Annotated in this window: 20 protein-coding genes and 1 tRNA gene; 10 read left to right on the top strand and 11 right to left on the bottom strand. The window is 61.8% G+C overall.

Going from position 1 to position 22,554, the window contains the following annotated elements; genetic code table 11:
• Positions 1 to 268 precede the first annotated feature (268 nt).
• Complete coding sequence (locus AC07E3_RS06005) at positions 269 to 1,681, bottom strand: hypothetical protein (RefSeq protein WP_478360600.1); 1,413 nt, start codon at positions 1,679 to 1,681, stop codon at positions 269 to 271.
• A 17-nt stretch (positions 1,682 to 1,698) separates the two neighbouring features.
• The gene (locus AC07E3_RS06000; protein ID WP_336070483.1) at positions 1,699 to 2,439 is read right to left on the bottom strand and encodes a GntR family transcriptional regulator; all 741 of its coding nucleotides are present in this window, start codon (positions 2,437 to 2,439) and stop codon (positions 1,699 to 1,701) included.
• Positions 2,440 to 2,706: 267 nt separating this feature from the next.
• Here AC07E3_RS06000 and AC07E3_RS05995 point away from each other — a divergent pair, with 267 nt between their 5' ends.
• The 3 genes from AC07E3_RS05995 (at position 2,707) to AC07E3_RS05985 (ending at position 5,472) form a co-directional block, all read left to right on the top strand.
• Positions 2,707 to 3,693 carry an ABC transporter substrate-binding protein gene (locus AC07E3_RS05995; RefSeq protein ID WP_223005343.1) on the top strand — a complete coding sequence of 329 codons (987 nt, stop codon included), beginning with the start codon at positions 2,707 to 2,709 and terminating at the stop codon, positions 3,691 to 3,693.
• A gap of 61 nt (positions 3,694 to 3,754) precedes the next feature.
• Positions 3,755 to 4,534 carry an ABC transporter ATP-binding protein gene (locus tag AC07E3_RS05990; protein WP_336070349.1) on the top strand — a complete coding sequence of 260 codons (780 nt, stop codon included), beginning with the start codon at positions 3,755 to 3,757 and terminating at the stop codon, positions 4,532 to 4,534.
• 8 nt (positions 4,535 to 4,542) lie between these two features.
• Positions 4,543 to 5,472 (top strand): ABC transporter permease, encoded by a 930-nt coding sequence (locus AC07E3_RS05985; protein ID WP_478360710.1) that lies wholly within the window; start codon positions 4,543 to 4,545, stop codon positions 5,470 to 5,472.
• An 81-nt stretch (positions 5,473 to 5,553) separates the two neighbouring features.
• Here AC07E3_RS05985 and AC07E3_RS05980 read toward each other — a convergent pair whose 3' ends face one another.
• The 4 genes from AC07E3_RS05980 to AC07E3_RS05965 form a co-directional block, all read right to left on the bottom strand.
• Positions 5,554 to 5,754 (bottom strand): Trm112 family protein, encoded by a 201-nt coding sequence (locus tag AC07E3_RS05980; RefSeq protein WP_478360598.1) that lies wholly within the window; start codon positions 5,752 to 5,754, stop codon positions 5,554 to 5,556.
• A 35-nt stretch (positions 5,755 to 5,789) separates the two neighbouring features.
• Positions 5,790 to 6,461: an LON peptidase substrate-binding domain-containing protein gene (locus AC07E3_RS05975; protein ID WP_478360597.1), complete on the bottom strand. Its 672-nt coding sequence runs from the start codon at positions 6,459 to 6,461 to the stop codon at positions 5,790 to 5,792.
• A gap of 66 nt (positions 6,462 to 6,527) precedes the next feature.
• The gene (gene trxA / locus AC07E3_RS05970) at positions 6,528 to 7,559 is read right to left on the bottom strand and encodes a thioredoxin (RefSeq protein WP_478360596.1); all 1,032 of its coding nucleotides are present in this window, start codon (positions 7,557 to 7,559) and stop codon (positions 6,528 to 6,530) included.
• Between the two features lie 90 nt (positions 7,560 to 7,649).
• Positions 7,650 to 8,147, bottom strand: a complete 498-nt coding sequence (locus AC07E3_RS05965) for a prolyl-tRNA synthetase associated domain-containing protein (protein WP_336070342.1) — start codon at positions 8,145 to 8,147, stop codon at positions 7,650 to 7,652.
• Between the two features lie 214 nt (positions 8,148 to 8,361).
• On the opposite strand from AC07E3_RS05965, the gene AC07E3_RS05960 reads away from it, so the two are divergent.
• Positions 8,362 to 8,436: transfer RNA gene (locus AC07E3_RS05960), tRNA-Gly, on the top strand.
• Between the two features lie 116 nt (positions 8,437 to 8,552).
• Here AC07E3_RS05960 and AC07E3_RS05955 read toward each other — a convergent pair.
• On the bottom strand, positions 8,553 to 8,948 hold the full coding sequence (locus AC07E3_RS05955; protein WP_223005347.1) for a VOC family protein: 396 nt from the start codon (positions 8,946 to 8,948) through the stop codon (positions 8,553 to 8,555).
• A 160-nt stretch (positions 8,949 to 9,108) separates the two neighbouring features.
• Here AC07E3_RS05955 and AC07E3_RS05950 point away from each other — a divergent pair, with 160 nt between their 5' ends.
• The 5 genes from AC07E3_RS05950 (at position 9,109) to AC07E3_RS05930 (ending at position 16,904) form a co-directional block, all read left to right on the top strand.
• Entirely contained in the window at positions 9,109 to 10,119 is a 1,011-nt protein-coding gene (locus AC07E3_RS05950) for a TAXI family TRAP transporter solute-binding subunit (RefSeq protein WP_478360595.1), read from the top strand.
• 106 nt (positions 10,120 to 10,225) lie between these two features.
• Complete coding sequence (locus AC07E3_RS05945; protein ID WP_478360594.1) at positions 10,226 to 12,304, top strand: TRAP transporter permease; 2,079 nt, start codon at positions 10,226 to 10,228, stop codon at positions 12,302 to 12,304.
• Positions 12,305 to 12,403: 99 nt separating this feature from the next.
• Positions 12,404 to 13,375: a helix-turn-helix domain-containing protein gene (locus tag AC07E3_RS05940; RefSeq protein WP_478360593.1), complete on the top strand. Its 972-nt coding sequence runs from the start codon at positions 12,404 to 12,406 to the stop codon at positions 13,373 to 13,375.
• An 82-nt stretch (positions 13,376 to 13,457) separates the two neighbouring features.
• Entirely contained in the window at positions 13,458 to 14,891 is a 1,434-nt protein-coding gene (locus AC07E3_RS05935; protein WP_478360592.1) for an aldehyde dehydrogenase family protein, read from the top strand.
• 27 nt (positions 14,892 to 14,918) lie between these two features.
• Positions 14,919 to 16,904, top strand: a complete 1,986-nt coding sequence (locus tag AC07E3_RS05930) for a copper amine oxidase (protein ID WP_478360591.1) — start codon at positions 14,919 to 14,921, stop codon at positions 16,902 to 16,904.
• Positions 16,905 to 17,037: 133 nt separating this feature from the next.
• On the opposite strand, the gene AC07E3_RS05925 is transcribed toward AC07E3_RS05930, so the two are convergent.
• From AC07E3_RS05925 to AC07E3_RS05910, 4 genes are all read right to left on the bottom strand, one after another.
• Entirely contained in the window at positions 17,038 to 17,520 is a 483-nt protein-coding gene (locus tag AC07E3_RS05925; RefSeq protein ID WP_336070330.1) for a GlcG/HbpS family heme-binding protein, read from the bottom strand.
• A gap of 88 nt (positions 17,521 to 17,608) precedes the next feature.
• The gene (locus tag AC07E3_RS05920) at positions 17,609 to 18,217 is read right to left on the bottom strand and encodes a response regulator transcription factor (protein ID WP_336070328.1); all 609 of its coding nucleotides are present in this window, start codon (positions 18,215 to 18,217) and stop codon (positions 17,609 to 17,611) included.
• Positions 18,214 to 19,794 (bottom strand): sensor histidine kinase, encoded by a 1,581-nt coding sequence (locus tag AC07E3_RS05915; protein ID WP_478360590.1) that lies wholly within the window; start codon positions 19,792 to 19,794, stop codon positions 18,214 to 18,216. Before AC07E3_RS05915 ends, AC07E3_RS05920 begins: the two co-directional genes overlap by 4 nt.
• Before the next feature lie 15 nt (positions 19,795 to 19,809).
• A complete protein-coding gene (locus tag AC07E3_RS05910; RefSeq protein WP_478360589.1) occupies positions 19,810 to 20,721 on the bottom strand; it encodes a LysR family transcriptional regulator in 912 nt (303 codons plus the stop codon).
• A gap of 110 nt (positions 20,722 to 20,831) precedes the next feature.
• Between AC07E3_RS05910 and ilvD the strand changes: the two genes are divergently transcribed.
• Positions 20,832 to 22,505 carry a dihydroxy-acid dehydratase gene (gene ilvD, locus AC07E3_RS05905; RefSeq protein ID WP_336070322.1) on the top strand — a complete coding sequence of 558 codons (1,674 nt, stop codon included), beginning with the start codon at positions 20,832 to 20,834 and terminating at the stop codon, positions 22,503 to 22,505.
• Positions 22,506 to 22,554: the final 49 nt, after the last annotated feature.

Here is a 22,554-nt window from a genome sequence, read left to right as displayed (position 1 = left end):
TGACCGAGCATTTCCAACGGTTGGAAGCATTTTCCAGCGTCGGAAAAATCACTTGTGTACAAACTAAATCACCAATCCATTCCCTTGGCAACAGGACATGCCCCAAGGGAAACACAGCGATGTTTTAAGCCATTTTGCGCTGCAGCGAAATTGGAAATGGGGGATAAAGGCACGAAGAAACAAAGAGTTACCACGAACCCCTTCAAACCGAAATCACGGGCGCGCCAAAGCGCGCATCAAGAAAATTTATTCCAGCAATCCGGCGTTTTTAGCCAGCGGTGGGGGCGGAAAGCAGCCAGAGGCCAAAAACCGTGTAGCCGACCATCAGGATCGCAAGCGGGATCTGACTGACAGTTGCGAGCCGTGCCGACCCAAAATGCCGATAGGCGATCAGATGCGCCAGAATCACCGCCAGCACATGCCCGCCGATGATCGCCACGGCCTGCGCATTCCAGATAATCCAGGCCGATTGCGCTCCGAGCGTTGCGCCCGCCTGAACATGCATGCCTGCCGTGCCAAACAGGTTCCAGCCACGCATCAACGGGTCCGAGAGCGCCGCGAGCGCATACTGGCTGTTGATGGTGAATCCAACCAGATAGTGCGAGAAGTGATAGGCAAGCGCGATGGGAATGATCGACCACGCAAGAAGCCCCGCCAGCTTCCGCACGCCCCGCTTTCCGGCCAGCCGGCAGCCAAGCCAGACCGCGCCCATGAAACAGGAGAAAAGAAGCCCGAACATCACGACAAGCCCAAGCGAGCTCTCCCCGGTCACGGCCGAGCGACCGGGGAATTCCAGCGGGTTGATTCCGATGAGATCGAGCCAGAAAAAAGTGTGTTTGAGCCCGTCGAAGGAAACCGAACTCAAGGCCAGAAGCAGAAAGGCGACACCGGAAAGCGACAGCGCCGCCGCCTCTCCAAGCTTGTGGCCCGGCAGGCCGAGCGCCAGCCTCTTTCGCCTGCCCTCCCCGCTCAGGGCGAACAGGGAAAGGCGCGCAAGCATTCCGAAAAAGAGCGACAGGAACTCCGCACGTGTGTGCCAGCTTTCATGGCCGAACAGGACCATGCCGGCGAAGGTAAAAACCCAGTAGAGCGAGACCGCCACCGCCAGTCGCTCGGGATCGGCGGGCGCCAGATACACCAGTTCGAACCATGCGAAGCCGAACAGGGTGAAGCAGGCCGGCCAGCGCCCCAGCACCGCAGGTAAAGGCCGGATTCCGCCTTCGGGCAAACCGGCACGCACGAGCATCCGCCACGGTCCATACCATGGGTTGATCCATGCCCAGAGATTGCCGAGCAGTCCCTGCGCGACGGTCACACCCACCCAGAGCAGGGTCCAGATCACCAGCGGCAATGGGTTGGAAAGTGGATCACGACTACCCTGAAACCCCGCATAGACAATGGCCGCCAGAGCGAGGAAGGAAAGGGTGCTGGTTACGGCTCGGCCATCCAGAGGCATGGGAAGAAGCGAAATGCGGCGCGACAGCAGCCGTTCGACACCCTGAACCGGAAGAAAGACGAGAACGAGAAAGCTCAGCGCAACCGCAAGCATGCCACCGAAGAGATAATAATCGGTCGGCAGGAGCAGCACATAGCCGCGCTCGGATGCATGGGCCCACGCCGCACTGCCAGAAAAGCAAAGTGCTGCGCCCGCAGATACGGCACGCCTGCAGATTGCGCTCATGCCTGCGTTCCGGCAGCTCAAGCGCTCATGCCATCCAGATCGGCAAGCGTGAAAACGTCAACGGTCAGCCCCACATGCTCTTTCATCAGTGCCAGCGCCCCCTCCAGATTGCGGTCCAGAGCAAGCTCCATGAGTTGCGTGTGCTGGTCAAGGGACATGGCCGCATCGAGCGCCTCAATGGCCGCTTCATACCCTTCCTCCGCGCCTGCGGCGGCACGAAGCGTCGGCGTCACGGTCAGGAAGATGTGATGCCGGCACAACTGACCCCATATCTGGGCGTAAAAATGCTTCAGCCAGGTGGCGTCGGCGGCGGAAAGCAGCGCCTCATGAAAAGCCTGATGCTTCTCCACCCAGTCGTGCAGGGCATCGTCGGAAAGCCCCTTCGCCGGTATCTGGCAGCGCGAGAGGCGATAGTGCGCCGTAACCACAGCCCCCTCCCAGTCGGCTCCACCTTTGCGGATGGATTCTTCTAGAAGCGTGGTTTCAACGGCAAGTCGCGCCTTGGAGAGATCTTCCAGCTCTGCCCGCGAGACGGGCGCAACCGCAAATCCCCGATTGCTTTCAGCAGTGACGAGCCTCTCGGCCTCAAGCCGCGAGAGCGCTTCACGCAATGGCGTCCAGCCAAATCCATAGGTTTCACGCAGCGCCGCGATCCTCAAGGGCGCGCCCGGCATCAGCCTTGTCGCGAGAATATCGCGCCGAAGCTGATGATACGCCGCCTCCGTCTTGGTCAGCGGCTCCGCGTCATCCACCACCATATGATGCAAATTCTGCTCCTCCTCGGGAACAAAAGTATATATAATTTATGGTCCATTCAACGATTATATATAGTGTTTGACAGACATTGCCCCGACGATATGATGGCCTTTCAAACGGATGGGGAGGACCCGCGCGTGACATGCGGAGCGCCGTCCGGCAAGGAGTGCTGCGGGAAACCGGGCAATCTCTGATTTTATGTAGGACGAGGACGCAGCCGCCAGGCTGCTCCCGATTTGCAGGCCCTTGAGGCCACTGGGAGGAATGACATGACTGTAAAATCACGCTTATCGCTGCGCGGCATTGTGGCTGCTGGCGCGGTGGTTCTCGGCCTCGGCGCCGCCAGCGCCGAGCCGATTCGCATCGGCATTGCAAACTTCGGTGAGCACCCGCAGCTCAACACGGCGATCCAGGGCTTCAAGGACGCCCTTGCCGCCGGCGGTTACGAAGAAGGCAAGGATGTCGTCTATTCCGAGAGCCACACCAATTTCGATGCATCGCTCGTCCCGCAGATGATTGCGAAGCTGCAGGCCGAGGGTCCAGCCCTCATGTACACGGTCACAACGCCTGTTTCCCAGATCGCCAAGAAAGCGCTTGCCGGTTCCGGCATTCCGATCGTCTTTTCCGCCGTCACCGATCCGGTGGCCGCCAAGCTTGTTCCTTCCTGGGAAGCCGGCGATGAAGGCATGACCGGCGCCACCGACCTGCAGGACGTTGCCGCCGTCATGGAGTTTGCCAAGAAGCTCGTTCCGGATGCAAAGCGCATCGGCCAACCCTACAATCCGGGCGAGGCCAACGACGTGGCGCTGCTTGAGAAAGTTCAGGAAGCCGCCCCGACTGCCGGCTTCGAGGTCGTGCCCGTGGGCGTCGACAATGTGAACGACATTCAGCAGCGCATCGCGTCGCTCGCCGGCAAAGCCGACGTGATCTATACGCCCGCCTCCAACCTGCTCCAGCCGGCCATTGCCGCCGTTTCCGCTGCCGCGCGGCAGGCCGGCATCCCGATCATCAACTCCGATGATGGCGCCGTGTCCGACGGCGTGGTTCCGGCAAGCTTTGCCGTGAACTACCAGCAGGTCGGCCTCAATGCCGGCAAGATCGCGCTGCAGATTCTCGACGGCACGGACCCCAAGTCGATCCCGCCGGTCAATCCGGCCTATGAGGACCACGCGCCGCGCATCTCGAAAAAGGCCATGGCTGCCTTCGGCCTCGATATTCCTGAAGAATTCGCCGACTGCGACTGCATCGTCGACTGACACGGCAAAAAATCAGGACGCGGCGTCCCATGGATGCCGCGTCAACTTCAAGGAGGCGCCGGTGCTGGAAATTCGTGCCGCACGCAAAGTGTTCTACCGGGGACAACCCGACGAAAAGATCGCCCTCAACGGGCTCGACCTCACCCTCAAAACTGGCGAATTCGGTGTCGTGATCGGCTCCAACGGGGCGGGCAAGAGCAGCATGCTCAACGCCATTTCCGGATCGCTCTCGCTCGATTCGGGCCAGATTCTCATCAATGGCGACGACATAACCGCTTTGCCGGTGCACAAGCGCGCCAAGCGCATTGCACGCGTGTTTCAGGACCCCATGCTTGGCACCGCCGCCAGCATGACGGTGGCCGAAAACATGCTGCTTGCCGAATTACGCAACTCCAGGCGCACCCTTCGCCACGGTCTCAACGCAAAGCGATTGACCGACTACCGCGAGCGCCTGACCATTCTGGGTCTCGGCCTTGAGGACCGTCTCAACACCCGTGTCGATCTTCTGTCCGGTGGGCAGCGCCAGTCCCTCTCGCTCATCATGGCCGTTGGCGGATCGCCCGATCTCCTTCTCCTCGATGAACACACGGCAGCACTCGATCCGCGCACCGCAGACATCGTGATGGAAGCGACCGTGCGCGCCGTGGAAGCGCTCAAGCTGACCACGCTCATGGTCACCCACAACATGCAGCATGCCGTCGATTACGGCCACCGCGTCATCATGCTCAATGCCGGCCGTGTGCATCTGGAAATCGGCGGGGAAGAAAAGGCCAATGTGACCGTTCCCGACCTGATCGGCCATTTCGCCACCAAGACCGACAGCATGTTGCTCGCGAGTTGACCCCGATGATCGATTTTCTGCAAACCACTCTGACGAGCTTCGTCGCACTCATCCCGGTAACGCTCGCGCAAAGCCTGATCCTCGGCTTCGTCGTCGCAGGCATTATGATCCCCTTCCGCATGCTGAGCTTTCCCGATCTCACCAGCGAGGGCGCCTTCCCGCTGGGCGGCTGCGTCTGCGGCGTGGCGCTCGCCTCCGGCCTCGGGCCGCTCTCGGCCATCGGACTGGCACTGCTCACCGGCTTCGTCGCCGGCTGCTGCACCGCCTTTATCCATCTGCGCTTCCGCATCCACACGCTTCTGGCCGGCATTCTCGTGATGACCATGCTTTACAGTGTGAACCTGCGCATCATGGGCCGTTCCAACCTCTCCGTGTTCGGCACGGAAACCATCTTCGACTGGGTGCCGTTCGTACAGCCGGGCTTCCCGCTCGCCAAGATCATCGCGGTGGGCGTCATCACGCTCGCCATATTCCTGGCACTCAACTTCTTCTTCACGACGGAGAAGGGCACGGCGGTTCGTGCCGTTGGCGCCAACCCGGTGATGGCCGAAGCACAGGGCATCAATGTCTGGGCGGCAACCATTGGCGGTATCGGCCTTGCCGGCGCGTTCTCGGCATTCAGCGGCGCACTGATGGTGCAGTCACAGGGCTTCGCCGATGTGAATATGGGCCTCGGCATCCTCATCAACGGTCTTGCGGCCCTGATGATCGGCGAGGCCATCGTCGGCAAGGCGACCGTGTGGCGGCAGCTCCTCGCCCCCTTCGCCGGAGCGATGGTCTACTACCAGCTTGTCTCGCTTTGCCTGGCGGCAGGCATGCCCCCGCCCGACCTGAAACTCGCCACCGGCGCATTCGTGCTTCTAATGCTCGCCCTGCCCACGCTGCGCGCCACGCGCGGCCGGCAGGCGGCAACACCGCGCGAGAGCTTCCGCGAGTAGAAAACTCCGGGCACGACCTCAAAGCACTGATGGGGAAATCAGATAGAGCGGTTCATCGTTTCCATGAAACGGTGAACCGCTCTATTCGAGAGGTCGCGCCTCGGACGGCAGCATGATGGGAATCCCGTCTCGGACGGGATACGCAAGTTTCCCGCTCTTCGAGATCAGCTCGCTGTTCTCCGCGTCCCAGCGCAACGCGCCCTTGGTCAACGGACAGACAAGAAGTTCCAGAAGCTTGGGGTCCAACGCAGCCTCGTTTCTGCCTTCGTCATCATCCTGCATCACAAACGCTCCAGTTTCCACATCAGGCCCACTCTCTACTGGAGCCGGTGCCCCGTCTCGCCATCGCCCTGCGCCAAGACGATCTCGGTTATGGCGATCAGCGTGTCCGCGCGCCTTTTGAGATCGGGCGCTTCAAGCAATGCCTGCTTTTCGGCCGGACCATACGGCACCATCATGGACAGCGCATTGACGAGACTTGCATCTTCGGCCTGGTGCACACTGTCCCAGTCCGCTTCCAGATTGTTGGCATCCAGATAGGCGCGCAACGCCTTCAACAGGGCGCCACGATCCACCTGCTGCTCATCGGCGCTGTCATGCAGGTCTGCCTCGAATGGCAGGATACGGCACTGGCGGAACGGGGTCCTGACCTTGAGTTCTTCCAGCACCCTGAAGCGGCAGATGCCGATCAGGGTTATGAGATAGCGACCGTCGCCCGTTTCGGAAACAGAGCCCAGTCGCCCGACACATCCCACGTCGCAGAGCTCAGGCTCTCCGTCAGCCCTCTTCGCGCCGTCGAGACGCGGCTGCACCATGCCGATCAAACGCGTCCCAGACAGCGCATGATCCGTCATCGCGAGATAACGCGGTTCAAAAATGTTCAGCGGTAATCGCCCACCTGGCAAGAGCAGGGCCGCCGACAACGGAAACACGGGAATCACACTGTCGATATCGCGGCCACTGCGATACGAGGTATTGCCTGCCTTCACATGACGTCTCCCGATCTTTTACCGATATCTGGAGCAGTCTTCTCAATAGGCAAATAATCGAAAGACTTATGAGAACAGCAGCGACGACAGTTTGCGCCGCGCAGACAGCGTCGCCGGGTCCGAAGCGCCCCACGCCTCAAAGAATTTGAGAAGCTGCGCCCGCGCGCCGTCTTCGTTCCATTCGCGATCCTTGCGAACAATGGTCAGCAGGCTTTCGGCGGCCGCCGCACGGTCACCCTTGGCATTCTGAAGAAGCGCCAGGTCGAAACGCGCCTGGTGGTCGTTGGGGTCTGCGGCCAGGCGCTGCTCCAGCGCCGCGCTGTCGCCAAGATCGGCCACCTGCTCGGCAAGCGCCATCTTGGCTTGCACGGCTGCAATGGGAGCCGCATCCCGGTGCTTCTCCGACACCTTCGCCAGCACCTGCGCGGCCTGTTCCTTCTGCCCCGCCTCGAAGAGCAGATCGGCCAGGCCTCCGATGGCATCGACATTTTCAGGCTCGCGCTGAAGAACAGCCGAATAGATTTGCGCAGCCATCTGCTGGTCGCCACTGGCAACGGCTTCTTTCGCCGCTTCGAGCGCTCCCGCGATCTCGTCGCCGCCGGCTCCGGCCACCAGCTTGTCGATAAACGCCTTGACCTGGCTTTCGGGCAACGCGCCCATGAAGCCATCCACCGGCTGTCCGTCCTTGAAGGCGAAGACCGCAGGGATCGACTGCACACCAAGCTGGCCGGCAATGGCGGGATGCTCGTCAATGTTCATCTTCACGAGCTTCACCTTGCCACCAGCCGCGCGCACCGCATTTTCGATAATCGGCGTCAACTGCTTGCATGGCCCGCACCAGGGCGCCCAGAAATCGACCAGCACGGGCTGATTGCGCGATTCCTGAATGACATCGGCCGTAAAGCCGGCGGTCGTTGTGTCCTTGATCAGGTCAGCGGCCGGCATCTGCGGCGAGTCGGAAAGTGAAAAGCCCTGACCAGCCGGAGCCGCAGGAGCCGAAACAGGCGTCTCCCCACCAAAATCGACCTTGGTGGTATACTGTGCAGCCCCTGCACCATAATTGTCAGGCTTGCCGTATGGATTGTCGCCGTTGGTCATAAAGGCCCCTTCTCTGCTTCCGTCCGGCGCGGCCTGCAGGGTGTGCCGGTCAGCCGATAGAATATGTTTCGTCGCCACAAATGTTGGCGATCACTCTGTCACTTTCAAGACAAGCGGCTGATGCTCGACCGCTTCAAGAAAACGCATGAGATCATCGCGACCGATCGAAGTTGTCGCCTCGTTGGTCAGCGGATGCGCGTTGATGATGTCATTGTCCATCAAATCCGCGTCGAGCACCACTGTCACCCTGTGTTGATCGTCATTGACGACGCCGAACACAGTGACAGCCCCCGGCTCCACGCCAAGATATTCCATGAGCTTGTCCGGCTTGCCAAACGAAACACGGCTCGCCGCCCCGATCTTGTGGTGGATCGTCTTCAGGTCGACCTGCGCGTCCTCATCGACGGTGACAAGAAAGAAATTGTCTTTCTTGTCCTTGAGAAAGAGGTTCTTCGTGTGCCCTCCGGGAATCTCACCTCGAAGGGACTGCGAATCGGAAACTGTGAATAGCGCCGGATGCCGATGGGTTTCAGCCTCAATGCCCAGCTTTCCCAAAAATTCCAGCAGCGCTTCGGGTGATTTCGGCACCGCCTAGCCTCATGAAGTCGAAGTTCTTTCCGCACGGTCGTAGCCGTACCGGCCCCGCAGACGCAAGCCCCGCAGGAGCGGAAAGCGGCAGTGCAGGCACGCCGCGCCCATTGTCGGATACGGTTTTGAAAAAAGCGCATTATGGCTGTCGATTTCCTGTTGCATTTTCCGGCGAGATCAGACTATAAGCGCGCCGTCGGAAGCGACAAGCCGAGCGGGCGTAGCTCAGGGGTAGAGCACAACCTTGCCAAGGTTGGGGTCGTGAGTTCGAATCTCATCGCCCGCTCCAGTTTTCCTTACGACAGATCAGCTTTGAGGCTCGGGTTTCCCGGGCCTTTTTGCTGTCTTGGGCTGGAAGCCACGCCAGACGGCATGTCTCCTCCAGCCCATATATCGGTTGCTTACTCAGCGATAGCGCCCGTGCTTCTGCAACACTTCGATCTTGTATCCATCGGGGTCCTGCACGAAGAAAAAGCGAGCCAGCAACGTGCCCTCGCGCTCAAAGGCGACGATATCGCGCGGCGCCAGTCCGGCAGCCTTAAACCGCGCATGCTCGGCATCGAGATCATCCACCGCAACCGCCAGATGACCATAGCCGTCGCCCGGGTCGTAAGGCTCCGTCCGTCCTTTATTGACAGTCAGCTCGACCTCGAAATCGGCCTCGGCATTGCGCAGGTAAACGAGCGTGAAGCCCTCAAAGTCGAAACGATCTGCGACATCGAGGCCGAAAGCCGTCTTGTAGAAAGCGACCGATTTCTCCTCATTGACGACGCGGATCATGGTGTGAATGCACTTGGCCAAAATTGTCTCCTGACAGATCGTTTCCTGAACGCGTCCCGATAGCTGAGTCGCGGGATAATTGTGATGCACCCTTCCATTTGCGGGCTATCAAAGATTGATGGCCGGCTTTATGAATGCTAGCTCACGCAAGGTTACATATTTTATTTTCCGGGAGGATCACGTGAACAGACGGCATTTTGCGATCATTGGTGCGGTTTTATGCGGTCTGGCCGCAAGCGGTGTGGCGCTTGCCCAGCAGCCACAGTTTTTCCGCATAGGCACCGGCGGCACCGCCGGCACTTATTACCCGATTGGCGGTCTCATCGCCAATGCCATTTCCAATCCTCCCGGCTCGCGTGCCTGTGACGAAGGCGGATCCTGCGGCGTGCCCGGCCTTATCGCCACGGCGCTGTCGGCCAATGGATCGGTCGCCAATGTGAACGCCATCGCCGGCGGCTCGCTCGAATCCGGCTTTTCGCAGTCGGACGTTGCCACCTGGGCGCATAGCGGCACCGGCATCTGGGAAGACCGTGACCCGGTTGAGAAGCTGCGCGCCATCGCCAATCTCTATCCCGAGACAATCCACCTCGTCGCCAGCGCCGAAAGCGGCATCGACAGCGTGGACGATCTCGCCGGCAAACGCGTCTCGCTCGATGAGCCGGGCTCCGGAACGCTTGTCGACGCCCGCATCATCCTCAATGCATACGGCCTTTCCGAGGAAGATGTGGAAGCGCATTACCTGAAACCCGACCAAGCCGCCGAGCGCATGCGCGACGGTGCCATGGACGCCTTCTTCTTCGTCGGCGGCTTCCCCGCCGGCGCCATTGCCGAGCTGGCCAGCCAGCACAAAATCACGCTCGTCTCCATTGCCGGCGACGAAGCGGACAAGGTGACTGGCGAGCATGGCTTCTTCGCTGCCAACACCGTTCCCGCCGGCACCTATGAAGGCGTCGACCAGGACGTCACCACGCTTTCGGTCGGCGCCCAGTGGATCACCAGCGCTGACCAGCCAGAAGAACTGATCTACGAGATCACCAAGGCGCTGTGGAACGACAACACCCGCAAGCTTCTTGATGCCGGCCACCTGAAGGGCCGCCAGATCACGCTCGACACCGCGCTCGATGGCGTTGGCATTCCGCTGCATCCGGGCGCCGAGAAGTTCTATCGTGAAGCGGGTGTCCTGGGCGAGTAACGCCCGACCCACATGAACGCTGAAATCCGGACCCGACCTGTGCCCGCAGGCCGGGTCCGTCGCTTTCGGCCAAGAAACAAGGTGATCTCCAGAGAGGCAAGGCAGGATGGCACACCCATCTGAAACCGAGCGCGCGGAAGCGCTGACCGAAGAAGAAATGAAGGCGCTCGAGGAGCGTTTTGATTCAGAAATTCGCTTCCGGCCCCTGCCGCCGCTGCTTGGCTGGATCGCCGGTGGCGCGCTGTTCGTCCTGTCCTGCTATCACTACTACACGGCGGGTTACGGCATTCCGCAGGCGACAACGCATCGCGGCCTGCATCTGGCCTTCACCCTTGCCCTGATCTTCGTCTTCTTCGCCGTGTGGCATCAGCCGCGCGAGCCGCGCCGCGGGCTGCTTGCCCCGCTTGGCATGCCCCTTCTCGACTGGGTGTTTGCCATCGCGGGTGCGGTGTCAGCACTCTACGTCCCCTGGATATTCAACGAACTGGCCTTCCGTGTCGGCGATCCGCTGCCCATCGATGTTTTCATGGGCACGGTGCTGATTGTCGTGCTTCTGGAAGCAACGCGCCGCGCCATGGGCTGGCCCCTGCCTGTCATCGCCCTTCTGTTCATCGGCTATGCCTATTTCGGTCAGTCGATGCCCGGCATTCTCGCCCATCCGGGCGCAAGCTGGGACAACATCGTCAATCATCTCTATCTGACCAGCCAGGGCATCTATGGTACCGCTCTCGGCGTCATCTCGACCTACGTGTTCCATTTCGTCCTGTTCGGCGTCCTCGCTACACGCATCGGCCTCGGCCAGCTTTTCATCGACCTCGCCTCGGCCCTTGCCGGACGCTATTCCGGCGGACCGGCCAAGGTCTCGGTTCTCTCTTCCGCCATGCTCGGTTCGATCTCCGGCTCGTCCATTGCCAACACGGTAACAACAGGCTCGCTCACCATTCCGGCGATGATCCGCATCGGCTATCCGCGCCATTTCGCAGCCGCCGTGGAAGCCGCAAGCTCCACCGGCGGTCAGATCACCCCACCGGTCATGGGCGCGGTCGCCTTTCTCATGATCGAATATCTGGGCGTGCCGCTCACCACCATTCTGACGGCTGCCCTCGTGCCTGCCTTCATGCATTTCTTCGGTGTTCTCGTGCAGGTGCATCTGGAAGCGCGCCGCCGTGGCCTGCGCGGCCTCACGAAAGACGAGCTTCCCGTCGCCTGGACCGTCTTCAAGGCCGGCTGGCTCACCACGCTCCCGCTTTTCGTTCTGGTCGCCATCCTTCTGTCCGGCAAGACCCCTTATCTCGCTGCCTTCTGGGGCATCACGGCCTGTCTTCTGGTCCTCGTCATCCAGAATTTCATCCGCCACGATATCAGGACCGCCATCACCGAAAGCATCCGCGAGACCTGGGAGGGTTTTGTCGTGGGTGCGAAATACTCGCTCTCGGTCACCGCTGCTGCGGCACTCGTCGGCGTCATCATCGGCGTTGTCACGCTCACCGGTGTCGGCTTCAAGATCGCCTATATGGTCACATCCGTTGCCGCCGGCTGGGCGCAGAGCGTGGCAGACAGCCTCGCCTTCCTGCCGTTCGAGCTCTTCAGCGTGAGCACGCTCACCCTGCTCTTCACCCTGATCATGACCGCAGTTGTCTGCGTGCTGATGGGCTGCGGCATCCCCACCACGGCAAACTATCTGATCATGATCGCCGTCGCGGCCCCGATCCTCAACCTGCTCGGCGTCGAACCGATCGTGGCCCACTTCTTCGTGTTCTATTTCGGCGTTCTGGCAGACATCACCCCGCCGGTGGCGCTGGCGGCCTATGCGGCGGCCGGCATCGCCGGAGCCAACGCCTTCAAGGCCGGCAACACCGCCTTCCGGCTCGGCATGGGCAAGGCGCTGGTGCCATTCGTCTTCGTTTTTTCGCCCTCCATGCTGCTCGTCACCGACAGCTTCACCTGGAACGAGTTCTTCCTTGCGACCATCGGCGCAATGCTTGGCATCTGGATGCTCTCCGCAGCCTTCTCAAGCTGGCTGTTTGCGCCGCTGCGCGTCTATGAGCGGCTGCTGCTCGCGCTCTCCGCCATCCTCTTTGTCGCACCGGATCTCTACGCCACCCTGGCCGGCGCCATCATCGCTCTCCCGGTCTTTTTGCGACAGATGGCGGGACGCCGGGAAGCGAGCGCCTCCAGTTCCTGAAAACCGGAACACACACCCGGCTTGCCGAGCTGTTGAAAGCTGATTACGCTTCCCCCGCCCTTATCCGCATGGAGAGCAGATGAGGGCGGGAGGTAATTTATGCTGTCTGACGAAACAAACAGCCTGGCACCGCTCGATGCCTTTCAGGCTGGTGTGCGCAATGTTTGCGGGCAGTTTCTGGTGTCGCCGCCGGATGGCGGGCGCGACATGCGGGGCCTCATCACCCTCAAACAGCGCCAGGCGCTGGCCGTGGCGGTCGTGCGCAACAGCGCCGCGCGCATCAACCGGGACTGGCGCTGCATTCGGCAGGATTCCGCCGAGCACCTCTTTCTGGTTCTGCAGAAATCGGGACATTCGGTCATGCGGCAGGGCGATGCCGATGTGCGTCTGGCACCCGGCGACTTCATCATGATCGATTCGGCCTATCCGTCGCGCTTTCTCTATGGCGACAGCGGCAGCCTGCAATATTCCGTCCACCTGAACCGCTCCGAGTTTGCCCACCGCTTTGGCACCGCGGCCCTTGGCGGCTGCCCGATCCCGGGCTCCACCGAGATCGGCATGGCCCTTCGCGCCACCATCGACCGCCTCGTCAATTCAGAAGACGCCGCCGCCGCGCAGCAACACTTCATCGGCGAAGCCTTCTTCAATCTGATGGGCGCCTATCTCTGCGGTCTCGAAGCCGGCACTCTGGCCTCCGCCCGAACCAGCGATGAACTGCTTGTCACCAAGGCGCGTGCCTATATCCGCCAGCGTTTCCGCGATGCCGCGTGCACACCAGCCAGCGTCGCATCGGCCATGGGGGTCAGCCTGCGCGCCCTGCAGCGCCGGTTCCAGGCTGCGGGCTTGTCCCTGTCCGAGTGCCTTATCGCCACACGGCTCGATCATGTCTGCAACCGTCTTATGGCCCAGAAGAGTGCCGGCACTTCGGAGCGCATTTCCACCATCGCCTTTGACGCGGGTTTCAACGACCTGTCCTATTTCAACCGCCAGTTCCGGGCGCGTTTCAGGGTCCCGCCCGGCGAATACCGGCTTCACGCAGCGACGTCATCGGCCAAGAACCCGACGCAATAGTCCAAGACCGTTGGCCGAATGCGCCTCCACTATGACCGATTGATGCCGCCTGAAATGCGGCGCTATCGGGAGGAGGAAGACAATGGCCGATACGGCAAAGGAAGCAACCAGCGATCCGTTCCACAACATCATCAACGGGCGTGCGACGCCGGGCGCAGAGACGTTTCCCGTCCTCGATCCGGCCAATGGCGCACTGGTCGGCCATATGCCGCTCGGCACGCCGGGTGACCTTGATGATGCCGTAGAAGCCGCACGCAATGCATTCCCCGGCTGGGCCGCCACCAGCGATGCCGACCGAAAGGCCGCCTGCCTGAAAATTGCAGACCTCGTCGAGCAGAGCATCCCCGGGCTTGCCCCGCTGCTAACCGCCGAGCAGGGCAAGCCCATTGGCGGCTTCGGCTCGCAATGGGAAATCGGAGCCGCCGCCGCATGGACCCGACACACCGCAGGCCTCGAACTGCCCGTCTCCATCCTGCAGGACAACAATGAGGGCCGCGTGGAGGTTCACCGCAAGCCAATTGGCGTGGTTGGCTCCATCACGCCATGGAACTTCCCGGTGCTGATCGCCGCCTGGCACATCATTCCCGCCGTGCGCGCCGGCAATTGCGTGGTCATCAAGCCCTCGCCCAACACACCGCTCGCCACGATCCGCTTCGTTGAAATCATCAACCAGGTGCTGCCGGCCGGCGTGGTCAACATCGTGTGTGGCGCAGATGAAATCGGCGCGGCCATGTCCGCCCATCCCGGCATCGACAAGATGGTGTTCACCGGCTCCACCGGCACTGGCCGCAAGATCATGGCCTCGGCCGCCGAAACGGTGAAGCGCCTGACGCTGGAACTCGGCGGCAATGATGCAGCCATCGTGCTGCCCGATGTCGACCCGCAGGCGGTTGCCGAAGGGCTCTTCTGGGGCGCGTTCCTCAACAACGGCCAGACCTGCGCCTGCATCAAGCGGCTCTATGTGCATGACAGCATCTATGACGCCGTCTGCGATGCGCTCTCGTCACTCGCAGCCGCCATTCCCATGGGTGACGGGCGGCAGGACGGCGTCGCCCTCGGCCCGGTGCAGAACGCAATGCAGTTCGAGCGTGTGAAAGAGCTGGTCGAGGAGGCAAAAGCTTCAGGCGCGCGCATTCTCACCGGCGGCGCACCCTCCGGCGGACCCGGCTATTTCTACCCTGCCACCATCGTCGCCGATGCCGAGCACGGCATGCGCCTCGTCGATGAAGAGCAGTTCGGCCCGGTCCTGCCCGTCATCCGCTACACGGATGTGGAGGCCGTGATTGCGCGGGCCAACGACAATCCGAACGGGCTTGGCGGCTCCGTCTGGTCGCAGGACACCGAACGCGCCAAGGCGCTGGCGCTGCAACTCGAATGCGGCACCGCATGGATCAACAAGCACGGCATGATCCAGCCCAACGCCCCCTTTGGCGGCATCAAGCAATCCGGCGTCGGCGTACAGTTCGCCGAGGCGGGGCTGATGGAGAACACCATCGGCCAGACCCTGATCATGTAACGGCACGGTTCAAGAGGAGGAGACACGATGAAAAGACACTTATCCGCCACCTGCGCGGCCATGGCGCTGACCGTCTTATGCGGCGGCGCTCTGGCTCACCCACTGGACGGCCTGTCGAAAGAGGAGATCGCCGAAATCGTCACCATCATGAAATCCGATGACCGGATTTCCGACGAGGCCCGCTTTCCGCTGATCGAGCTGAAAGAACCGGAAAAGGCCGAGGTTCTGGCCTGGAAAGAGGGCGATGAAGGCCCCCGCGCCGCCACCGTCCATGTCATCTCGGGCGACGAGACCTACAAGGCCGAGGTCGATCTCGTTTCCGGTGAGATCAGCGATTTCGGCGCCATTGGCGGCCAGCACATGGTGCTTCTGGAAGAATTCATCGGGGCCATGGATCTGGCGCTTTCCGACGAAAACTTCGTCGCCGCCCTCGCAAAGCGCGATCTGGAGCCCGGCGACGTGTTCTGCCTGCCGCTGACGGCCGGCTCGTTCGACATGGAGGCGGAAGCCGGCCAGCGTCTGATGAAGGTGCCCTGCTACGTCAATCCGACCGGCTCCAACTTCTACGCCAAGCCCATTGAGGGGCTTTACGCCGTGGTCGATCTCGCCGGAAAATCCGTGGTCGAGGTGATCGACAATGGCGTCGTGCCGGTGCCGCAGGACGCCTGGGGTTACATGGAGGAAGAGGTCGAGGCGCGCACGGGCGCACTGCGGCCCGAAAGCAATCCCGCCACGCTGCGCCAGGAAGGCGATCCCAACTTCACCATCGACGGCAGCATGGTGAACTGGGACATCTGGCGCTTCCGCTGGCGCGTCGACAAGCGCCCCGGCGTGGTTCTGTCCAACATCGAGGTCAATGACCGCGACGACTGGCGCTCGGTACTCTACCAGGCCCATCTGTCGGAAGTCTTCGTGCCCTATATGGACCCGGACGAAGGCTGGTACTGGCGCACCTATATGGACAGCGGCGAATATGGTTTCGGCATCTTCCTGAGCCCGCTGCGCGCGGGCGTGGACTGCCCTTCCTATGCGCGCTTCCTGCCCGCCACCGTGCATGACGATCTGGGCAACCCGATCGAAATCCCGGATGCGTTATGCATCTTCGAGCGCAATATCGGCGATCCCGTCTGGCGGCATTACGAGATCTTCGCCCAGAGCGAGGAACAGTCCGTGCCGGCAGAAGGCCGCCCCGCAAGCGAGCTGGTCGTGCGTTCCGCCTCGCAGGTGGGCAATTACGACTATCTCATCGACTATGTGTTCGAGCAGAACGGGCGCATCCGCGTGATGGTCGGCGCAACCGGCCTCGATGCGGTGAAGGGTGTTGCCTCCACCTCCATGGAGGATGCAACCGCCGAACAGGAAACCCGCTACGGCACACTGATCGTGCCCAATCTGGTCGCGCCCAATCACGACCATTTCTTCAACTTCCGGCTCGATTTCGACATTGACGGTCAGGACAATGTCTTCATGCGCACCGGCCTCGTGAAAGGCGACATGCCCGATGGCGTGCCGCGCCGCTCGATGTGGGTGACCGAGGCGACAATGCCGAAGACCGAGATGGAAGCGCGCTATCGCGTGAACCCGGCAACGCCGGCCATGTATCACATCATGAACATGGGCCGGAAAATCGGCGTCGGCCATGCGCCGGGCTACATGATCCTGCCGCAAAACAGCGTCGCCTACAGCCCGCTGGACACGGAGAACGATCCCCCCGCAAAGCGCAACGCCTATATCGACTACACGTTCTGGAACACGCCCTATGCGGCAAACGAACGCTATGCCGGTGGCGAATACGCCTTCCAGAGCGACGGGTCGGACACGCTGGCCGAGTGGGTGAAGCAGGACCGCAGCATCGACAACACCGACATCGTGACCTGGTACACGATGGGCTTCCATCATGTGCCGCAGATGGAGGACTGGCCGGTCATGTCGACCATGTGGAAGGGCATCACGCTGAAGCCCTACAACTTCTTCCCGCACAATCCGGCGCTCACCGTGCGACTGCCCAAATAGGCCAGAGCATCGGACCGAAAAGTGGAATCCGGTTTTCGGATCATTCCGATGCTCCATCAATAAATCAGGCCGCAGAAACGAAGAGAGGCGCGACCGAAAGGCCGCGCCTCTTCTGTTCAACCCGTATGGGTTATTATTCGGCGCCGATGGCGTCGAGACCGGCGCGGGCGCAGGTCGCGTCAATGTCGCCCGAGGGCGCGCCGCCGACACCGATGCCAGCCACCAGCGCACCGCCGATGCGCACCGGCAGACCGCCGGCCTGGATCACCAGACGGGAATCCATGTCGCGCAGGCCGTCATTCTGCGGGTTCTCGCCGATGAAATTCGCAAGACCAGCCGTGTCGCGGCCAAGGCTTGCGGAGGTGAAGGCCTTGCCGATGCTGCTGCCGGTCGTGTGCGGGCCGGAATTGTCGGCTTTCACGAGAACCTTGGTCGCACCGCTGCGCTCCACCACGGCAACGCTCACCGCGTAGCCTTCTGCGGCACAGGCTTCGAGCGCGCTCTGGGCGGCCTTCTGCGCCATGTCGAGCGGCAGGTAGGGCGCGGTCGGCAGATCCTGAGCCGATGCCGCGGTTGCGGCCAGAAGCGTAGCGGAAAGAACAGTCGATCGGATCATCGGAAACTCCATGGTTTTTGATGTTCCGATCTCTAGCAATTCCCCCGGTGGCACCGCATCGGTAGGTTTGCCGCCGATATCCGTAGTTCTACGGAGCCTGTCCTGCCTGCAGCCAGAACCGCGTCATCTCGGCGGCCGATGTCGTTCCAAGTTTCGCCCCCAGCGACGCGCGATGGCTTTCCACCGTGCGCGGCGACAATTCCAGAGAGCCTGCAATCTCCTTGGTGGTGAAGCCGCGGGCAATAAGTTCCAGAATTTCGCCCTCTCGCGCTGTCAGGCTTGCGAGCAGAACCGCCGTTTCGGCACGTTCAGCCGCCGCCCGCTCCGCGCTGGCCAGCATGTCCTGGGCTTTCTGGATAGCATCGATCAGATCCTGCTCATCCACCGGCTTGCTCAGAAAATCCACCGCCCCGTTGCGGAAAGCCCGGCGGCAGGCTTCGATGTCACCATGCCCGCTGATCACAACGACCGGCCAGTCGATACCGAGCGCAAGCAGGTGCTCCTGCAGTTTCAGACCCGAAATTACAGGCATGCGGATATCGAGAACAAGACAGCCCGGCGACAACCTTTCTAGCGCGGCGAGGAAGGACTCAGGGCCGGAAAACGCTTTCACCCCCACACCGACCGTGTTCAGAAGCAGGACCAGCGCCCGGCGCACCGCCTCATCGTCATCCACCAGATAGACAGGCCTGCTCATGCGGCAATCTCCACCTTCGCACGCCCCTCCACAAGGGGCAGGCAAACCCGAAACCAGGCGCCCTTCCGCGAAGACCTGAGTTCGATATCGCCGTCCATCCGCTCCACCAGCCGCTGTGAAAGTGCAAGACCCAGGCCCGTGCCGTGATCCTTGCCGGTGACGAAGGGTTCGAATATCTGCGCACGGATTGCAGGATCGACGCCAGGGCCGTTATCGCGCAGGTCGAGAACCGCCAGACCCGCCTCCCTGCTGCTTTCAACGATCACCTCGCCCCGGGTCCCCGGCGCTTTGTCCAGAGCTTCAAACGCATTTCGAACGAGATTGAAAATTACCTGTTCCAGTTCAGTCTGATCGGCACGCACCGGGAGAGCCCCGTTCCTTAGCACCAGTTTCAGAACCACGGCACGCCTGCGCGCTTCTGGTAGTAGGAGCGCCTCCACACCGCTGATCGCCGCATTCAGATCCGTCACCGCAGACGGGTTGCCGCGCACCGGCCTGATCCATTGACGCAGATGGGCGAGAATGTCCGCACCCCGCCGCGCCTGTGCGATCAGTTCGTCGAGCACCGACGCCACGGCGCCCGTGTCACCATTGCCCAGAAGCCGCTTTCCGGCCTGCGCCTGACTTAAGATGGCGGTGAGCGGCTGTGTGAGTTCATGGGTGATCCCGCTTGCCATTTCACCCAGCGCGTTGACACGGGAAGCATGCGCCAGCCGCGTTTCCTGGGCGCTCAGCTGCGCTGCCTGTTCTGCCTGACGCCGCCGCGCCCATTGCTGCCAGAGGACCACGCCGGCCAGAAACACTGCCGACATCATGATGAGCGCCGGCGCCAGTTTCGCAGGCGGCATCAACACCGCCAGGGTCTGCGGAATCGCGACCTCGAGAACAAGCGGCTGAGAAGCGCTCCCCAGTCGCTGCGCAAACGCCGGATCGCTTTCGATCTCCTCCCCCGCCAGAAGCGTACCGTCCGGCAGCGACAGGGAAAAGCTGACCGACGGTTTCAGCCAGAAATCCCGGTCGGATTCCAGCAGTCCCTGTGCATCGATGTCCAGCGACAGACCAAAACGTGCAGCCGCCGTATTCGGACTCCGCTTGACGAGCAGGTAGCGGCCCGGCGCGCCAGGTGTCGGCCGCAAAACCGGCGCACCATCGGACGCCAGCGCCGCCGCGCGGACCATGTCATCGACAGCCGGATCGACACGGTCACGTGTGGTCACGCCCGTCTCACCTGCATTGAGGGGAACAAGGTCAATCGCCCCGATACGGGGATAAAATCGATGGATCGTCCCCGCCACTTCCAGAAAGAGATCGAAGCGGCTTTCCCCGCCGGCAACCGCTACCGCCGAAAGCGCTGTCAGGTGCGCGTCATGCTGGCCGGCACGCTGCGAGGCAACGCTGTGCAGCGCCCTGCTTTCAGCCGCGAGTTCCGAAAGCAGCTGCCAGCGTTCGTTTGCCACGACGGCCGCAACCGTTAGAAAAGCCAGCACCAGCCACACACCGACAAGCCACAGGGGTCGGTCGCCTTGGGCGTTTCTGTCGGTGGCGTTCTGGTTCATCCGCGCGATTTTGAGGAACAATCCGCCTTTTGCAAGTCATTGCGCCGGAAACATCTCCTCAATGATGCCGGCCAGGTGCTGCAATGCAGCGCTCGCACCGGCGCCACGCCACGCAAACCCGATCTCGATTTCGGGTTGCTGTTCGGCAAGCCGGAAATAGGCGACCCCCGGTCGGATCAGCCGTCGCATCGTGCTCGGCACGAAAGCGATGCCAAGCCCGCTGGAAACGAGATTGATGATCGTCTGCATCTGCACGGCCTGCTGTCCCGGAACGGGCACCGCGTCACGCTCGGCATAGTAGCGCGTGACGAGATCGTGCAGCACCGGCGCGCTATGGCGTGGAAACAGGATAACCGGCAGATCGCGCAGCGCGTCGAAGTCGAGCTTTCCGCCGCGCGGTACCACACGTCCGGAAATCACCCATTCCTCCGGCACCGCCACCACCAGCCTGTCCGATTCCACCGGCCGATACCGCAGAGGCGAGTGCAACGCGCCGCGCGGTGGGCTGATGATGATGCCGGCATCGAGGGCACCATCGAGCAGTTCGGCGATCTGCACATCGCTCGTCGCTTCGTTCAACACCAGCTCGACCTCGGGAAACCGTTCCTTGAAGCGGCGTACGAGCTTCGGCAGAAAGCTGTAGCTGACGAAGCTGATGAAGGAGAGGCGCACGCGGCCAATCTCACCGCGCGAAAGCCGCCACGCCACCCGCGGCAGTTCGGTCGCCTCTTCCAGAACCCGCCGCGCATGGGGCAGCCACTCATGCCCGACCGGCGTCAGCGTAACGCTGCGCCGTGTCCGCTCGAAAAGTGTCAGGCCCAGATCGGCCTCCAGCGCCTGTATGCTCTGGCTGAGCGGTGGCTGTGTCATGCCCAGCCGCTCGGCCGCGCGACCGAAATGCAGTTCCTCGGCAACGGCAACGAAATGCCGGATTTGACGAATATCCATGCCTCGTCATATGTAAATTAAATTAATTTGATATTATAAATATATTTCTCATATCAGTAAACACTCCCTAGCCTGACTTCTCAGCGGTGTAGGCCACTCAGGAGACAGGCATGGCAGCGAACGACCGATCGAGAACCATTACCCAGGGCATCGAGCGCTCACCCAACCGCGCCATGTACTATGCGCTCGGTTATCGGGAGGAGGACTTTTCCCGCCCGATGATCGGCATCGCCAACGGACACTCCACCATTACGCCGTGCAATGCGGGCCTCCAGCCCCTGGCCGATGCCGCCGTCGAGGCCGTACGCGAAGCCGGCGGCAACCCGCAGACCTTCGGCGTGCCGACCATCTCCGATGGCATGGCCATGGGCACCGAAGGCATGAAATACTCCCTGGTCTCACGCGAAGTCATCGCCGACTGCGTGGAAACCACCGTTCAGGGCCAGTGGATGGATGGTGTTCTCGTCATCGGCGGCTGCGACAAAAACAAGCCTGGCGGCATGATCGGCATTGCCCGCGCCAATGTCCCCGCGATCTACGTCTATGGCGGCACCATCCTTCCCGGCAGGTTAAACGGCCAGGATATCAATCTCGTTTCCGCCTTCGAAGCCGTCGGCGCGCTCAGGGCCGGTAAAATCAGCCGCGAAGAGTTCGACGCCATCGAACGCAACGCCATCCCCGGCACCGGTGCCTGTGGCGGCATGTACACCGCCAACACGATGAGCTCGTCTTTCGAGGCGCTCGGCATGTCCCTGCTCGGCTCCTCCACCATGGCAAACGTCCATGAGGAAAAGCGCCAGTCTGCTGCGCGCTCGGCCCACGTCCTGCTCGATGCCGTGCGCGCAGGCCGCAGGCCCCGCGACATCATCACCCGCCGCAGTGTGGAGAACGCCATCGCCCTCGTGATGGCGACGGGCGGCTCCACAAACGCTGTCCTGCACTATCTCGCCATCTGCCGCGCCGCGGAGGTGGAATGGACGCTTGACGATTTCGAGCGCATCCGGCGCAGGGTGCCGGTCCTCTGCGATCTCAAACCGTCCGGCCGCTACATGGCTGTCGATCTTCATCGCGCTGGCGGCGTACCGCAGGTTTTGAAAATCCTGCTCGAGGCCGGACTTCTCAATGGCGATTGCCTGACGATCACCGGCCGGAGCCTTGAGGAAGAACTGAAGGACATACCAGCAATTCCGCCACCGGATCAGGATGTCATTCGCCCCATTGAGGCACCGCTTTACGCTGAGGGTCACCTCGCGATTCTGAAAGGCAACCTCGCTGAAGACGGTGCTGTCGCCAAGATCACCGGCCTCAAATCTGCCAGCATCACCGGCCCCGCCCGCGTCTTCGAAGACGAGCAGTCGGCCATGGATGCGATCCTGACCGACCGGATCCACCCCGGAGACGTCATGGTTTTGCGCTATCTCGGACCGAAAGGCGGCCCCGGCATGCCGGAGATGCTTGCCCCCAGTTCCGCCCTGATCGGGCGCGGGCTCGGCGAGAAGGTGGGGCTTATCACAGACGGTCGCTTTTCCGGCGGGTCCTGGGGTCTTCTCGTCGGCCATGTTACCCCCGAAGCCTGCGACGGCGGCACCATTGCCCTTGTCGAAGAAGGCGACACGATCACCATCGACGCCAGCCGCCGCCTGCTTCAACTGAACGTCGACGACGAGGAACTCGCACGTCGGCGTGCCAACTGGCGCCAGCCCGAACCACGCTACCGCAACGGCGTTTTGGCCAAATTCGCAAAACTCGCTGGTCCTGCAAGCACTGGCGCATTGACTGAATAGGCTGGATGCGCCAGACGCTTTCAGTGAATGGGAGACCTGAATCGCAACG

This window comes from Nitratireductor lacus, from assembly GCF_056431025.1.
The sequence above is the reverse complement of the archived record's forward strand: the minus strand, read 5'-3'. Positions and strand labels throughout refer to the sequence as shown.

Coding starts and splice junctions, on each gene's coding strand:
- AC07E3_RS06005 (WP_478360600.1), bottom strand. CDS start 1,681: ATGAGCGCAATCTGCAGGCGTGCCGTATCTGCGGGCGCAGCACTTTGC.
- AC07E3_RS06000 (WP_336070483.1), bottom strand. CDS start 2,439: ATGGTGGTGGATGACGCGGAGCCGCTGACCAAGACGGAGGCGGCGTAT.
- AC07E3_RS05995 (WP_223005343.1), top strand. CDS start 2,707: ATGACTGTAAAATCACGCTTATCGCTGCGCGGCATTGTGGCTGCTGGC.
- AC07E3_RS05980 (WP_478360598.1), bottom strand. CDS start 5,754: ATGCAGGATGATGACGAAGGCAGAAACGAGGCTGCGTTGGACCCCAAG.
- trxA (WP_478360596.1), bottom strand. CDS start 7,559: ATGACCAACGGCGACAATCCATACGGCAAGCCTGACAATTATGGTGCA.
- AC07E3_RS05945 (WP_478360594.1), top strand. CDS start 10,226: ATGGCACACCCATCTGAAACCGAGCGCGCGGAAGCGCTGACCGAAGAA.
- AC07E3_RS05940 (WP_478360593.1), top strand. CDS start 12,404: ATGCTGTCTGACGAAACAAACAGCCTGGCACCGCTCGATGCCTTTCAG.
- AC07E3_RS05935 (WP_478360592.1), top strand. CDS start 13,458: ATGGCCGATACGGCAAAGGAAGCAACCAGCGATCCGTTCCACAACATC.
- AC07E3_RS05930 (WP_478360591.1), top strand. CDS start 14,919: ATGAAAAGACACTTATCCGCCACCTGCGCGGCCATGGCGCTGACCGTC.
- AC07E3_RS05925 (WP_336070330.1), bottom strand. CDS start 17,520: ATGATCCGATCGACTGTTCTTTCCGCTACGCTTCTGGCCGCAACCGCG.
- AC07E3_RS05920 (WP_336070328.1), bottom strand. CDS start 18,217: ATGAGCAGGCCTGTCTATCTGGTGGATGACGATGAGGCGGTGCGCCGG.
- AC07E3_RS05910 (WP_478360589.1), bottom strand. CDS start 20,721: ATGGATATTCGTCAAATCCGGCATTTCGTTGCCGTTGCCGAGGAACTG.
- ilvD (WP_336070322.1), top strand. CDS start 20,832: ATGGCAGCGAACGACCGATCGAGAACCATTACCCAGGGCATCGAGCGC.